This is a genomic window from candidate division KSB1 bacterium (genome assembly GCA_022566355.1).
GTDB lineage: Bacteria > Zhuqueibacterota > JdFR-76 > JdFR-76 > DREG01 > JADFJB01.
Genome location: JADFJB010000117.1, coordinates 1 through 13,996, shown reverse-complemented (window position 1 = coordinate 13,996; position 13,996 = coordinate 1). Strand labels below are relative to the sequence as shown.

Here is a 13,996-nt window from a genome sequence, read left to right as displayed (position 1 = left end):
GGAAATATTTCCATCAGTAATAATGAATTGAAGAAATATACGGTATTTTCCGGCGATGGCTCCCCAACAGTTTTAAATGGCAACCCGATCGCAGGATTCCCCGATTTTCTTGCAAACGCCATGATAAACTATTCAAACAAAGGATTCAATGCATCGCTATCCCTCAAACATGTGGGCAAGCAGTACACGGATAATTTCAAGAATGAAGAAAATACAGTGGATGCATATACCGTTGCCAATGGCATGTTTGGTTATCATTTTACCAATCGTTTCGGACTGGCCGGATTGACCATTCAACTTCATCTGCAAAATATTTTTGATACATTGTACATCACTCATGGCGAAGGAAGTTCCTTCTTCCCAGCGGCAGAACGACAGGTTTTTGTCAATACCAAGGTTGAGCTGTAAAATGGGAATTTAGTCCGCTAGTACCTTTTATTCAAACCCACAATCAAGAAGATTTTAAAGGTTCAATCCCAATTTGCATAAAGTACCTTAACAGGTTCATATTCGGAGTTTCAAATGCTCTATTATAAAAATGTTAAAAAATGCCTATAATTAGTATAGGATAAAATCAATATTTTTTCTGATCAGAAATGAAACTTTGACGAGGCTTGTCGGTTAGTATTTGAAGTTCTTTAGAAATCAAATTTTAAATAAATTAAGTTTGAAAACTATTAATCATTGAACAGCAATTTTGAATGCAACTCATTTAAGCTCCAAACCTGAAAGACAGGTTTAAATACTTGATCAAATAATTTTGAGAATGTTATGGATGGCAATATTCATTTTAATGCAGCAACCAAATTCGCTTTATCTATTGTTTATATTTGCACTCTTTTTTCGCCCGCTCTTAACACAGATCAAAAATCCATTGAAGTTTTCATCGCAGATGGCGACTCGGCTTTCGTTAAATTCGAGAATGAGCTGGCATTGGAATATTATCAAAAAGCACTGGACTTGGACCCAAAGGAATACCAGGCGATTTGGCGTTGCGGCCGTGTTTATGTGGAAATTGGTGAACATCTGCCTAAAGATCAACAGCTTTTTTACTATCGGAAAGCGGAAATTATGGCCGATAGCGCAATTTCCGTCAACCCGGATGGATATGAGGGACACACCTATCGGGCGATCGCTTTTGGCAAGATTGCTCTGTTTAAAGGTGTATGGAAATCCATTGGACTCGCTAAAAATATCAGGAAAGAATTGGAGATTGCCCTGGAATTAAATCCTGATGACGACATTGCATTGTATGTATATGGACGAACACATCAAAAGATTGCAGAGAAGGGGAAGTTGTTCCGGTACCCATTAGGATTAGGTTGGGCCAGTAAAAAGAAAGCTAAGGAATATTATGAAGCAGCGCTCAAGTTTAGACCCAATCTTGTGCTTTACAATATAGACTATGCCCGTCTTTTAGTGCAATTGAAGAAATTCGAAGATGCGCGGGAAGTGTTGACAAATATTCCATCGATGCCCATAACCGACCAGGATGATGAATGGAATAAGGGGAATGCCAGCAAGTTGCTGCAAGAAATAAGCGCCAAATAGTATACAATTCCATCTGATTTATTAAATTTATAAAGAAATTCCAGAATCACACCATTTTAACTACCCTTCAATATTCCACCGTTCTGAATGGCAGGGGTGAACGGGGTGAGAGTAGGTACAAGATTTATTGATTTAAACCCCGGAGTTTGTAAAACTCCGGGGTCTGTGGTTAATAATTATCAATAAAATGTTTTTGTATCAAAAAGATTCTCAACTTAAGGAACAATTTGGTTGAGTATTAGATTTTATTTTGAACTATTCTAATTAATTTAATATTCTTTTACGAGTTCACAGTTAACTATCTTTTAGTGGGAGAACACAAATTTTTAAAACAAACAATTATTACTGAAGTGTTAATATGTTAACCTCCATAGGAATTTTCGTTGCAAAATCGATTGCGTCTTTTTCGATTAATAAAGGCTTAGACAATATACTCACAGTAAAGAATGCTGCTGAAAAAAGACTGGCAAAAGTAATTGATCATACAATTGAGGAGTATAAAAAAAATGATCCAATAGAAGACAACCAGGGAAAATTTGCTTTTTATAAATCTCAAATACTTGTAGATGAGTTATTAAAATGCAGGTTTTTTAGTAAAGGAAAATATCAACCTGATGTAAATACGATTCAGACTGAATTAAGAAAGAATCCGAATATTATACCCCCCGACCAAAATCAAATAAATATTTTTCTTACCCTTTTCGAACAAAACATAAAAGCAGACGAGGAATTAAAAAGCCTTGTTATTGATGAGAATTATAAAGAAGAAATTTTTAATATTTCTGCAACGTTTGATGCAGCTTTAACTGCTATTAAAGCAATAAAACAGGATACATCTGAAATTAAAGAAGATGTAAAGAAACTTATAGATAAAACTCCATCAGGTACATTCCCCAAAGAGCTTACCTCATTGAGCAGGGTTTCGAAAAAGAATATCGTTGGCAGGAAAAAAGAGCTGCAAGCCCTGCGGGACTCATTATTACAAAATAAAGAAACTGCCCTCATTAATGGTATGGGTGGTATAGGAAAAACAACCCTCGCGGCTGTTTATGCTGATACTTTCTATGCAGATTATGACCATATCGTGTGGCTGACCATTGAGAATACTGTAGAAGAAGCGATCCTGGCAAATTATTCTTTACTCAAAAATTTGAAAATTCAGGATATTCAACCGAATCAGCAGTTGAGGGCATGTTTAAATGAATTGCGTATTTTAGAAAGCAAGAGACCCAAGCTTCTGATCATAGACAATGCGAACGAATCCTTATCCGCAAATTATCAAGAACTTCCAAAAGCGCCGGCCTGGCATGTGCTGGTAACTTCCCGCGAGCGCATCACGCCATTTCACATAATAGACCTGGATTTTCTACCTGAAGGGGAAGCCATCCTGTTGTTTAAAAAGTTTTGCAAACGCTATTCAGATGAGCAAATGGGTGTTATTGTTAACCGGGTGGAATTGCATACTTTGACCATCGAAATACTTGCCAAATCCGCCCAAAAAAATCATTGGAGTTTTGAAAAAGTGCAGGAAGCATTTGCAATAGATGCCATTGCCGGTATCGATATAGATCATTCTAATTATGAAAAAATAGAGCGAATAAAATCATACTTAACAGGAATTTTTAAGATTAGTAATCTTGGGAAGCATGAAAATTACCTGCTAAAACAGTTTACAGCCTTACCCAATTTATGGTTGGATTACGAATTTCTGAAAGAGATATTGCAAGTAGAAGAATTGGAATGGCAGGAAGAATTTTCCGGCGTCCTGGAAAATCTTTACTTAAAAGGGTATATACAAAAAGAGGACAAAACAGACAGTTACAAAATGCACCCGGTACTGGTTGAATCTCTTTTCTCCCAAATAAAAACCACAGCCGGTGATCTGGAATTTTTAATTGATAGAGCCACAAACTTATTATCTCTCGACCAGGCAAAAGAAAATCCGCTTGATAAATTTCAATATATACCGTTCGGTGACGCTATTCTAAAACTATTTCCTCGAAAGGATTGTTCTGAAATTTCAACATTACAAAATAATCTTGGACTTAGATATTCAGATTTGGGTGAATATGAAAAAGCGCGGGATTTGTGGTTATCTGCATACACGATATTCTTAAAAACATTAGGTGAGAATCATCCAAACACAAAAACTGTAAAAGAGTTTCTGGATAATATTAAATAAGGAACCCCCAAGTTCTTTTCGGGCGGATCGTGTAAAAGTAATGTGATATTCATCCATCCAGCTTCTTTTGCTCTACTAATTTTTCTTTGACTTCAGACAATGTTTCTCGTGGTTCATTAATCCTATCATGATAGTACTAACCTGTCATAAAAATCTTCCCATAAATCCCCGTGCTTATCAAGATCGATAAGAACTGCTTTTTTATTACCTTTTTCATCAATCAAAAATTGGATGCCTTCCATAAAACACCTTTAATAAAATTGGTGATTTTCATTAATAATTAGCTTTATTAGTATAAACAAAAATTTCATATTCAGTATTTATTGATTTAGTTTCGATATTATCCATTTGGTTTTTAAACGAGTTTTAAATGGCAGGAAAACTTCACATCGGCACAGTAGCATGGTCTTACAAAGACTGGGTTGGACCCTTCTACCCGAAAGGCACAAAGCCCAACGAATATCTGCAGTTTATATCCCAAAAATTTAATTCCGTCGAGATCGATTTTACTTTTTACCGCACGCCCAAACCGGAAATGATCGATAACTGGCTGGCCGTTACTCCCGAAGCGTTTTCGTTTTCGCCAAAATTCCCACGCAAGATCACCCATTTTAAGCGCCTGGAGGATTGTTCGGATGAATTGGAGTTTTACCTGAACAGAATTAAAACGCTCGGAGATAAACTCGGCCCGTTGTTGCTGCAATTCGATTACAAGTTTTCTCCAGATAATTTACCTCAATTAACCGATTTCTTACCGCAGTTGCCGCAGGATTTCCGTTATGCTGTCGAAGTGCGTAATCGCAAGTGGCTGGATGAACCGGAATTCTTTGAGCTGTTGGAAAAGTATAAATGCGCCTTCGTGGTTCAGGATCTGTATTACATGCCGAAATTGGTGCGCTTAACGGCGCCATTCGTTTATATTCGCTTGATCGGCGACCGCCGAAAGATCAAGGAAGATTTTACCCATATACAAGTGGAGAAAGATGACAAGCTCGCCGATTGGGCTAAAAGAATCGTTGACATGCTCAAAGAGGGCATCGATGTGTATGTGTATTGCAGTAACCGCTATGAAGGATTTGCACCAGGTACAGCAGAGAATTTGAGGAGTAAGATTGAGGCGCTTGGTTATATAAATTAGAAGTTAAAGAAAACGTAACGATTCCATCGCTTCTAGCGATGGAATCGTTTTTTTGCACCTCAAGCGCAATTATTTTTTCACCTTCATTTATATTAAAAACCTCTTGTTTTATTTCACCGTAAGCATTAAAATAGCTCACAGGTCAATCAATCCATTCACTCAATGAAGTGGTTCCTATGTATGGCTTAACATTTCATGGAAAAGAAACAGTCCACTACGAATCAATTCCAGATCCCGAAATTAAATCTCCGACAGATGCGATTGTCAAAACCAGGCTCGCAGGAATTTGTGGCTCCGATTTACATCCCTATCACGAACGTGAAAAAGGATTGGATCATGGCACCGTTATGGGGCACGAATTCGTGGGTGAAGTTGTTGAAATCGGCACGGCTGTAACATCTTTGCAAATCGGCGATCTGGTGGTCAGTCCGTTTACAACCAACTGTGGAATTTGTTATTATTGTTTGAAAGGTCTGACCTGTAGGTGTATATATGGTAATTGCTATGGTTGGGTAGAAGGCGGTAAAGGTTTGCAAGGCGCACAAGCTCAATATGTCCATGTGCCTTTAGCCGAGTCTACTTTAGTCCATTTAGCCAATGGCGTAACGATGGAGGAAGGCGTCTTGCTTGGAGACATCTTATCGACAGGTTATTTTTGCGCAGACATGGCCGAAATCCAACCCAAAGGAGTTTATGTTGTGATCGGCTGCGGTCCGGTGGGATTAATGGCTATCCTGGGTGCTATCGAATTGGGAGCGGAGAAGCTCTATGCAATCGACTCGATACCAAAACGCTTGAATCACGCGCAAAGGTTTGGCGCTATTCCAATTGATTATTCGTCAACAGATCCGGTTGAAATCATCCGGGATGCAACGGACGGTCGCGGAGCAGATGCGGTTTTGGAGGTGGTTGGAAATCCATCCGCTGCCAGGTTATCAGTAGATTTGGTACGGCCGTGCGGAATCATTTCAGCTGTTGGCATGCATACCGAAGAACATATTGCATTTTCGCCAATAGAAGCATATAACAAAAATCTCACCTTTAAAGCGGGACGATGCCCGGTGCGGTTTTATATCGAACAATTAATGCCGCTGGTGCAAAACAAAAAATATGATTATACATCCATCATCACCCACAAAATGTCTCTCCAGGATGGCGTTCATGGCTACCATATCTTTGATAAAAAAGAGGATGGATGTTTAAAGGTGATGTTAAAACCCGAATAACCTTATTTCCAAAAGTATTAGAAGGAGATAAAAAATGATAAAGAAACAGAACCCCTTCACAAGTATCAATTTCTTGGTTTTATTCGTAATCTTAGCCTCTACAAGTTTCAGCAAATCCATTGATGATTCAGATCCCGTCACCCTACGAAATAAAGTTCGACAATATCGAAAGCAGAATGAAGTTAAAATCCTGCAGGATTTTGCAGCGCTGCTCGCTATTCCTAATATAGCATCTGATACTGAAAATATAAGGAGAAACGCAGCACATATTAAAGCTTTGCTTCAAAAACGAGGGATTACTACCAAACTTCTCGAAGTTGAAGGAAGTCCACCGGTTGTCTATGGTGAGATAAATTCACCAGGTGCAAAAAAAACGATTGTCTTTTATGTTCATTATGATGGCCAGCCAGTGGATAAAACGCAATGGACCGGCGCGCCCTGGAAACCTGTAATAAGGGACAAGAAAGTGGAAGAAGGCGGTAAAGAGATTGAACTTTCGACACTTCAATCTCCTTTAAATCCGGAATGGCTGATTTATGGTCGTTCCGCCGGAGATGATAAAGCGCCTGTCATAGCCATCATTCATGCATTAGATGCTCTCAAAAAATTAAACATAACCCCTTCGATTAATATTAAATTCTTTTTTGAAGGCGAGGAAGAAGCCGGTTCTCCACATTTGAGCCAAATATTGTCAAAGTATAAAGAGCTACTGGCCTCGGATGCCTGGATTCTGTGTGATGGGCCCGTTCACCAAACCCGGCGAAAGCTGCTGGCTTTTGGCGCCCGTGGTATAACCGGAGTTAAATTGACCACATACGGACCTCTTTTACCTCTGCATAGCGGCCATTATGGCAATTGGGCGCCAAATCCCATCGTGCTGCTAACAAATTTAATCGCCAGTATGCGAAATACAGATGGAAAGATTCTCATTAAAAATTTCTACGATGATGTCGCACAGATCACAGCCACTGAAAAAAAAGCTATCGATGAGATCCCTAACATCGATCAACAATTAAAAGAAGAATTTGGCCTGGCCTGGACGGAAGGAAGCGGTAAACGATTGGAGGAGTTAATCATGTTACCCGCTTTGAATCTGCGTTCTTTTCATGCTGGTGGTCCCATCGCTAAAAACGCCATCCAGGATCAGGCGAACGCTGTAATAGGATTCAGGTTGGTACCGAACCAAACCTTAAAAATGGTTCGAGATCGAGTGGAAGATCATATTCAAAAACAAGGGTTTAAAATAGTCTATGAAGATCCAACCCCTGAAATGAGACGAAAACACCCGAAAATCATCCAGGCAAATTGGCGGGGTGGATATCCACCGTCTCGCACCTCAATGGATTTGCCAATTTCCCGGTCGTTGATTCGAGTCATGGAAGATTTGGAGGGAGAGTCGATCGTTAAACTCCCCACTTTTGGCGGTAGTATTCCGATTCATACATTTTATCAAATTCTGGAACGGCCAATCGTCATATTGCCCATTGCCAACCATGACGATAATCAGCATGCTCCCAATGAAAACCTGCGTTTGCAAAACTTATGGGATGGCATTGAAATTTTTAGCAGCGTTTTTGCCAGGTTGGGAGAAGTTTGGGTTGAGGATTAGAGGATTTCTATTCCCCAGGATCTCAAAATAGTGTCATTATGAACTTCGTTTTACCTGGTGTCAACAAATGGTTTTGTTTGAACTTAAACCCTAATAATCGGTGATGAAAATCGAGTCTTCTAACATTGTAAAACCAACACTTATACTCGACAAAAAAAGAGTGCTTGAGAATATTGAAAAAATGGCTGCAAAAGCCCGACGTAACGGCGTTCGGTTTCGACCCCATTTCAAGACCCATCAATCCGCCCGGGTTGGAGAATGGTACCGCCAATTCGATGTGAATGCCATCACGGTTTCTTCGGTTTCGATGGCAGCCTATTTTGCTGAAAATGGTTGGGATGATATTACTATTGCCTTTCCGGTCAATTTATTGGAAATAGCACAAATCAATCGATTGGCGAACCAGATCAACCTGAATCTTTTGGTAGAATCCAAAGAAACAGTACAGTTTTTAGGTGACCACCTTCAGACAGGTGTGAATGTCTGGATCAAAATAGATGTTGGAACGGGAAGGACCGGGATTCTGGCAAGCAACCACGAAGCTGTTGTCAAGCTTGCAGATGAAATTGCAAACTCTACCTATCTTTCTTTTAAGGGATTGCTAACTCACGCAGGCCACACATATGATGCCAAAAGTAAAGATGACGTAGTAAATAGTACTATTCAATCGATCCTGGCAATGAACCAGGTTCGCAATGAATTAAAAGAAAAATTCGACAACGTAGAAATTTCGATAGGCGACACACCGGGTTGCAGCATCATAGATGACTTTGGTGATGTGGATGAGATCCGGCCCGGCAATTTTGTTTTTTATGATGTAATGCAGCTTGGAATCGGTTCCTGTTTAGAAGAGGAAATTGCAGTCGCGCTTGCCTGCCCGGTCGTTGCCAAACATCCCAATCGAAATGAGATCATTTTATATTGCGGCGCTGTTCATCTTTCCAAGGACTACATATTTGACAATGAAAACAAAATCTTCGGTAGAATTTGCACTCCAAATGAAAAAGGCTGGGGACAAATTGTAGCAAATACAACTGTTGCTGGTCTTTCCCAGGAACATGGAACTGTTAAAACCGACAGCCATTTTTTTAATCAAATCAACATCGGTGATACACTGTACGTATTGCCGGTTCATTCATGTTTAACCGCCAATTTATTGGGTGGTTACACAACACTTGAAGGTGAGAGAATAAGCATGGGTCGGTTTTTTCCATAGATAGCTTAAAAACTGAGTTTTTAAGTGAGGATGGGAATTCATTTTTAACTTTAGAAAAGAATAATACTTAGCAAATAAACTCTTGTTTATTAAAAAAACTCAGTTTTTGTGATAATTAAAAATAACCAAAAGGAGGCTACATGAAACGGATGTTTACGGTAGTGTTCATTATTTTAAGTTTAATCATAGTTTTCATCTCAGGTTGTTCCCAAACCAAGGAGCCAGATCTGATTGTGCACAATGCCACTATCTGGACGGTTGATGAAAAGAACCCTCGCGCTGAAGCGGTTGCCATTCAGGATGGCAAATTTATCGCGGTGGGTTCGGATGAAGAAGTCCTGCCATTGCAGGGCGCAAACACCCAATTAATCGATTTGAATGGCGAATTTGTCGTTCCCGGGTTTAACGACAATCATGTGCACTTTGCCTCGGCAGCCCGTTTTCTCGAATTCAATATTATGGCGGTTTTCAATCAGGATGAGTTCGTCAACCGCGTTAAACAGGTTGTTGAAAACCTGCCGAATGGAGACTGGATCCTCGGAGGTTACTGGGGCGCTTACGATCAGTGGGCGGTTGCCAGTGTCGGCAGTGAGAGTCGGGAGTCTTTTGCCCCGGATATGTCACTGGTAAAGGAGATAACTAAAGATAACCCCATGTTCATTCGCAAATTCGATAACAGCGAATTTGCTGTTAACGCAGGTGCAATGGCAGCAGCCGGACTCGATCCTGTTAATCCCAAAAATCCGGAAGTTGAGTTTCTCCGGAATCTGCAGGGAAACTTTACGGGAATCATTCGTGGTCGGGCAGCCAGTAGCCTCTTTGCAGATTTCATACCCAGGAATTTTTCTCATGAGCGCCGTCTGCAGCAAACCCGGCGGGCGCTTGCGGAAATCCGTAAATTTGGCGTCACCAATGTCAGTGATATGTCGGATGATGAGCAGTTGGAAATTTACCGCGAATTGCGCAAAGGCGGAGAGCTGACCTGCCGTATCCATTTTCGCTATTTTCTAGATCGCTGGAGTGAGCTGCAAGAGCAGGGAATTAAAATAGGCAGTGGCGACGAATGGATCCGTTTTGGATCATTGAAAGGGCACATCGATGGCATTATGGGAACCAGCTCCGCTCGCTTCTTCGAGCCTTATTCAAACAGCCCCAGCAATCGCGGTCGCTGGCGCCAGCTTATGGTGGATGATGACGGCAATTTTGTCGAAGGCAAATTCGTCAAATATATGCTGGATGCCGACAAAGCAGGTTTGCAGTTGACCGTACATGCCATCGGTGACCAGGCCAATGATTTATTGATGGATTATTTGGAAGAATTGAATGCACAAAACGGTGAAAAGGACCGACGGTTTCGCCTGGTTCACGCCCAGGTAATAGCGCCCAAAAGCTTTCCGCGCCTGGGTGAATTGGGCATCGTCGCCGAAATGCAGCCCTTTCATTTAAGCGACGATATGCGCTGGATGGAAGAGCGTATCGGCCACGAGCGCTGTAAAGGCGCGTATGCGTTCAAGAGTATTCAGGAAAGCGGCGCTGTTCTATCCTTTGGCACCGACTGGCCCGGCACCTCAGCAGCGGAATATCCCATCAACCCTATGTTGGGCATTTATGCTGCGGTGACGCGGAAGACGGTCAAAGGCACACCGCCGGAAGGTTGGTTTCCGGATGAACGGATCAGCATGGAAGATGCAATCAGAGCTTATACCTTAAATACAGCCTATGCCAATTTTGAAGAGGATATTAAAGGCTCTATAACGGTCGGTAAGTTGGCTGATTTGGCCGTGTTATCGCAAAACCTGTTGGAGATCGAGCCCGATAAAATTCTCGATACTGAAGTGTTATATACGATTGTAGGTGGGAAGATAGTTTACCAAAAAGAATAAAAAATAAATAGGAGCTATTTTTATGAAAGTAAAAAGCTATTTTATCGGTATTTTTATTTTGTCAATTTTCCTATCTTCATGTGCCGTGGAACAGGCTGCTAATAAATGACGAAGCGAATAAAATAAGGAGTGTATTGGTGAGCGCTTATGTCGAGGGCATTCATATGAATCGAGATTCAGTGGCTGTCAGAAAAGGATTTCATCCGGATTTTGTCATGAAAGTTTATGCTGACGATCAGATGATCCATGCGAGTTTGGATATGTGGCTAAGCCGAATGAAATTAGATGGTGTAAAGAATCCCAAGAAAATCGAACATGAGTTTGGCTCAATCGATGTGACGGGAAACGCGGCGACAGCCAAAATGGAAATTTTTATAGATTCAAAACATGTTTATACGGATTATTTCCTTCTCTACAAATTTGAAGATGGCTGGAAGATTGTAGGCAAAATATTTTATAGTCATCCTGAATGATCTATGATTCTTATTTGTCAAGCTATTGCATTGAACTCAAATCTTGCGCATAAATTCAATCACACTAAATTGATGTCATTTAGGAGAAATCTATTTAACCTTGCGTAAGATACTGTTTTTTATTAAAAAATTCCTTCAACTGGTCATGACAATACTTTAAAAGAGATCAGCCTTCTCACTTTTTCACCCGGTAAGAAACATACACACAGCCGTTTTTGAAGGACCTACATTCAACTAGCTCCAAATCGACCTGGTGTTTCATTTCGAGGAAAAGAGGAATTCCCGAGCCGAGCAAAATTGGGTGAATGTTCAAGCCGACCTCATCGATCAGGTTGGCCTCGAAAAGCGGTTTTGCCAACTCGCCGCCGCCCATAACACAGATGTCTTTGCCTGCCTGATTTTTCAGTTTTTTGAGAAAATTGGCGACGTCTTCCGAAATGATTTCAACATCTTTATCGTCGCTTTCCTTTATAGTACGGGAAAAAACATAGGTCTTCATGCCGGGAGTACCGCCACTGCCTCTCCCGTGTTTCAGAGAAACCTCGTAAGTCTTTCGTCCCATCAAAACGGTGTCGATGTTCTTCCAAAAATCTGTCATGAGGGATTTCATGTCATCGCTCCAAAGGAGCCAATCAACAGAATCGTCTCTGCGGGCGATGTAGTTATCGAGGCTGTTGGCAACACCAAAAATTACCGTGCGCATTTTCATTCTCCCGATTTAAACCTGAGATTGTGGCGTTATTTGGCTTGTTCTAATTTCTACAAAAAAACGAATAGATAAAAAGTCCTATTTTCCACCAGCGCCATTCGTTAATCGCACCGAGTCGGTGCCATCCGCATTCATCACATAAACTTCCTCCTGATCCTGGTACCTGTTGGAATGAAAAAGGATTTTCTTGCCATCGGAGGACCAGGATGGCGCCGCATCACTGCCGGGGTTTTTGGTTAAATTGTGTTTATACTTTCCGTCTGCACGCATGACATAGATTTCAAAATTTCCATCTCTCATAGAAAAAAAGGCGATCTGGAATCCGTTAGGCGACCAGCGCGGCCAGCCGTCCTCGGCATCATGGGTGGTGATTTGGATCAATTCCTCACCGGACGGTTTGATCGTGTAAATATCAAGATTACCGCTGCGGTTCGACATAAAAGCAATTTTTGAGCCGTCAGGAGACCAGGACGGCATAGCATTCAAAACATCATCTTTGGTTAACCGAACCTCCTGGTTTGTATTCAGATCGACAATATAAAGATCGGCGTTGCGGTGTGAACCGGCCGCAAAAACAATCTTCGAGTCATCCGGCGACCAGGCAGCAGGCGTGGTTAGTACATCGCCATGATTGGTTAGCCGGGTTACTTCGCCGCTGTTTACGTTCAACAGATAGATGTCCTTTTTGCCGCCTTTATTTGAAACGAACGCCAGCTTCTTGCCGTCATTCGCCCAGGCCAGGCCAATATCCATTGCCGGGCTATTGGTCATATTGCGTTGATTACTGCCATCGGCATCCATGATGTAAATCTCGGGATTGCCGTCTCTATTTGAGACAAACGCAATCTTGGCGTTATCAGGAGACCATGTTGGCTCGCGATTACGAATATCTTTCATGCCGGGAAAAGATGAGGCGCCATTCAACAGCAGTACGCCAACCAGGATTGTTTTTGTGAAAAATGGTGTGATTTGCGGGTTCATGTTTTTTACTCCTTCTAATTCTAATGAAAAATTAATTGTTGTTTCTTATAAAAACGCAATTTTCATTTTATTGATTCACTAATTATCAATACGGCGATCCAGGCAGATTCTGGCAGTAGTGGCCATTACATAAAGTCTTGTGTTATCATCATTCTTAACAAACAAATTCATTTGTTATTGGTCATTGTTCATTGCAAAAGGGTTACAAACTTTGAAGCCATTTTGCCAGTTCTTCACCAATTTTATGGGGATTGTCTTCTTGTAAATAATGAATTCCAGCCCCAATATCTACCGTCTTTAAATTCTTAAAATTCTGTTTGCACCAGTCGAGAACCTGGCTGGTAATAATTCCACCAGGGGTTGCATAAAATAATAACTTTGGTAAATCCGATTCCTGCAGCTTTTGGCTGTAGGCTGAAATCAGTTCGTGCATATCGGCCGGTTTGCCATCGATAGGAATTTCACACGGCCATTGGCGCAATGGCTTTCTGGAAGCGATGGTTTGATACGGTTCCTGATATATTCTTTTCTCTTCAGAATCCAATTTCCGCACAGTTGCTCGGGGCAATATCTGTTTGACAAATACGTTCATCACGCTAATCATCAACCAGCCAATAAACGGAGAACGCATTAATTTGAAACCCACTTTGAAATCTTTGTTGAATCCCTTCCAGCTGACGGTTTTTACGATCGCTTCCATGAACGCAATTCCCCTGACATTTTCTTCATGTCCCATGGCATAATGAAAACCAAGCCCGGAGCCCCAATCATGAATCACAAAAGCAATATTTTTCAATTCCAGCTTCTCGATAAAGCCCTCTATATATTTATAATGATCTAAAAAACGATACCTTAAATTGGGTTTGTCGGATTTTCCCATGCCGATGAGATCGGGAGCAATACATCGCCCATGCGGGACAGCATAGGGAATAATATTTCGCCACAGGTAGGAAGAAGTCGGATTACCATGTAAAAAAAGAATGGGGTCGCCGGCGCCTTCATCGACATAATGCATCTTTGAACCATGA

Annotated in this window: 12 protein-coding genes; 9 read left to right on the top strand and 3 right to left on the bottom strand. The window is 41.1% G+C overall.

Annotated elements, in window-relative coordinates; genetic code table 11:
* The 9 genes from IIC38_16645 to IIC38_16605 form a co-directional block, all read left to right on the top strand.
* Positions 1–408 (top strand): TonB-dependent receptor (locus IIC38_16645; protein ID MCH8127563.1); only part of this gene is annotated, 408 nt, incomplete at its 5' end.
* 363 nt (positions 409–771) lie between these two features.
* Entirely contained in the window at positions 772–1,551 is a 780-nt protein-coding gene (locus IIC38_16640; GenBank protein MCH8127562.1) for a hypothetical protein, read from the top strand.
* A 358-nt stretch (positions 1,552–1,909) separates the two neighbouring features.
* Positions 1,910–3,733: a tetratricopeptide repeat protein gene (locus tag IIC38_16635; protein ID MCH8127561.1), complete on the top strand. Its 1,824-nt coding sequence runs from the start codon at positions 1,910–1,912 to the stop codon at positions 3,731–3,733.
* A gap of 370 nt (positions 3,734–4,103) precedes the next feature.
* On the top strand, positions 4,104–4,871 hold the full coding sequence (locus IIC38_16630) for a DUF72 domain-containing protein (GenBank protein MCH8127560.1): 768 nt from the start codon (positions 4,104–4,106) through the stop codon (positions 4,869–4,871).
* 176 nt (positions 4,872–5,047) lie between these two features.
* Positions 5,048–6,097: an alcohol dehydrogenase catalytic domain-containing protein gene (locus tag IIC38_16625; protein ID MCH8127559.1), complete on the top strand. Its 1,050-nt coding sequence runs from the start codon at positions 5,048–5,050 to the stop codon at positions 6,095–6,097.
* A 34-nt stretch (positions 6,098–6,131) separates the two neighbouring features.
* Positions 6,132–7,706, top strand: a complete 1,575-nt coding sequence (locus IIC38_16620; GenBank protein ID MCH8127558.1) for a M20/M25/M40 family metallo-hydrolase — start codon at positions 6,132–6,134, stop codon at positions 7,704–7,706.
* Positions 7,707–7,809: 103 nt separating this feature from the next.
* Positions 7,810–8,922, top strand: coding sequence for an alanine racemase (locus IIC38_16615; protein MCH8127557.1), 1,113 nt, complete (start codon positions 7,810–7,812; stop codon positions 8,920–8,922).
* A 140-nt stretch (positions 8,923–9,062) separates the two neighbouring features.
* Entirely contained in the window at positions 9,063–10,805 is a 1,743-nt protein-coding gene (locus tag IIC38_16610; GenBank protein ID MCH8127556.1) for an amidohydrolase, read from the top strand.
* Between the two features lie 137 nt (positions 10,806–10,942).
* On the top strand, positions 10,943–11,278 hold the full coding sequence (locus IIC38_16605) for a nuclear transport factor 2 family protein (protein MCH8127555.1): 336 nt from the start codon (positions 10,943–10,945) through the stop codon (positions 11,276–11,278).
* 175 nt (positions 11,279–11,453) lie between these two features.
* On the opposite strand, the gene IIC38_16600 is transcribed toward IIC38_16605, so the two are convergent.
* From IIC38_16600 to IIC38_16590, 3 genes are all read right to left on the bottom strand, one after another.
* Positions 11,454–11,981 carry a dihydrofolate reductase gene (locus IIC38_16600; GenBank protein MCH8127554.1) on the bottom strand — a complete coding sequence of 176 codons (528 nt, stop codon included), beginning with the start codon at positions 11,979–11,981 and terminating at the stop codon, positions 11,454–11,456.
* A gap of 84 nt (positions 11,982–12,065) precedes the next feature.
* Positions 12,066–12,968 (bottom strand): PD40 domain-containing protein, encoded by a 903-nt coding sequence (locus tag IIC38_16595; GenBank protein ID MCH8127553.1) that lies wholly within the window; start codon positions 12,966–12,968, stop codon positions 12,066–12,068.
* A gap of 202 nt (positions 12,969–13,170) precedes the next feature.
* Positions 13,171–13,996: haloalkane dehalogenase (locus IIC38_16590; protein ID MCH8127552.1), on the bottom strand; the 826-nt coding region annotated here is incomplete at its 5' end.

Bases quoted from the DNA above. Each gene is read 5' to 3' on its own strand.
- IIC38_16640 (MCH8127562.1), top strand. From the start codon at position 772: ATGGATGGCAATATTCATTTTAATGCAGCAACCAAATTCGCTTTATCT.
- IIC38_16635 (MCH8127561.1), top strand. From the start codon at position 1,910: ATGTTAACCTCCATAGGAATTTTCGTTGCAAAATCGATTGCGTCTTTT.
- IIC38_16630 (MCH8127560.1), top strand. From the start codon at position 4,104: ATGGCAGGAAAACTTCACATCGGCACAGTAGCATGGTCTTACAAAGAC.
- IIC38_16625 (MCH8127559.1), top strand. From the start codon at position 5,048: ATGTATGGCTTAACATTTCATGGAAAAGAAACAGTCCACTACGAATCA.
- IIC38_16620 (MCH8127558.1), top strand. From the start codon at position 6,132: ATGATAAAGAAACAGAACCCCTTCACAAGTATCAATTTCTTGGTTTTA.
- IIC38_16615 (MCH8127557.1), top strand. From the start codon at position 7,810: ATGAAAATCGAGTCTTCTAACATTGTAAAACCAACACTTATACTCGAC.
- IIC38_16610 (MCH8127556.1), top strand. From the start codon at position 9,063: ATGAAACGGATGTTTACGGTAGTGTTCATTATTTTAAGTTTAATCATA.
- IIC38_16600 (MCH8127554.1), bottom strand. From the start codon at position 11,981: ATGCGCACGGTAATTTTTGGTGTTGCCAACAGCCTCGATAACTACATC.
- IIC38_16595 (MCH8127553.1), bottom strand. From the start codon at position 12,968: ATGAACCCGCAAATCACACCATTTTTCACAAAAACAATCCTGGTTGGC.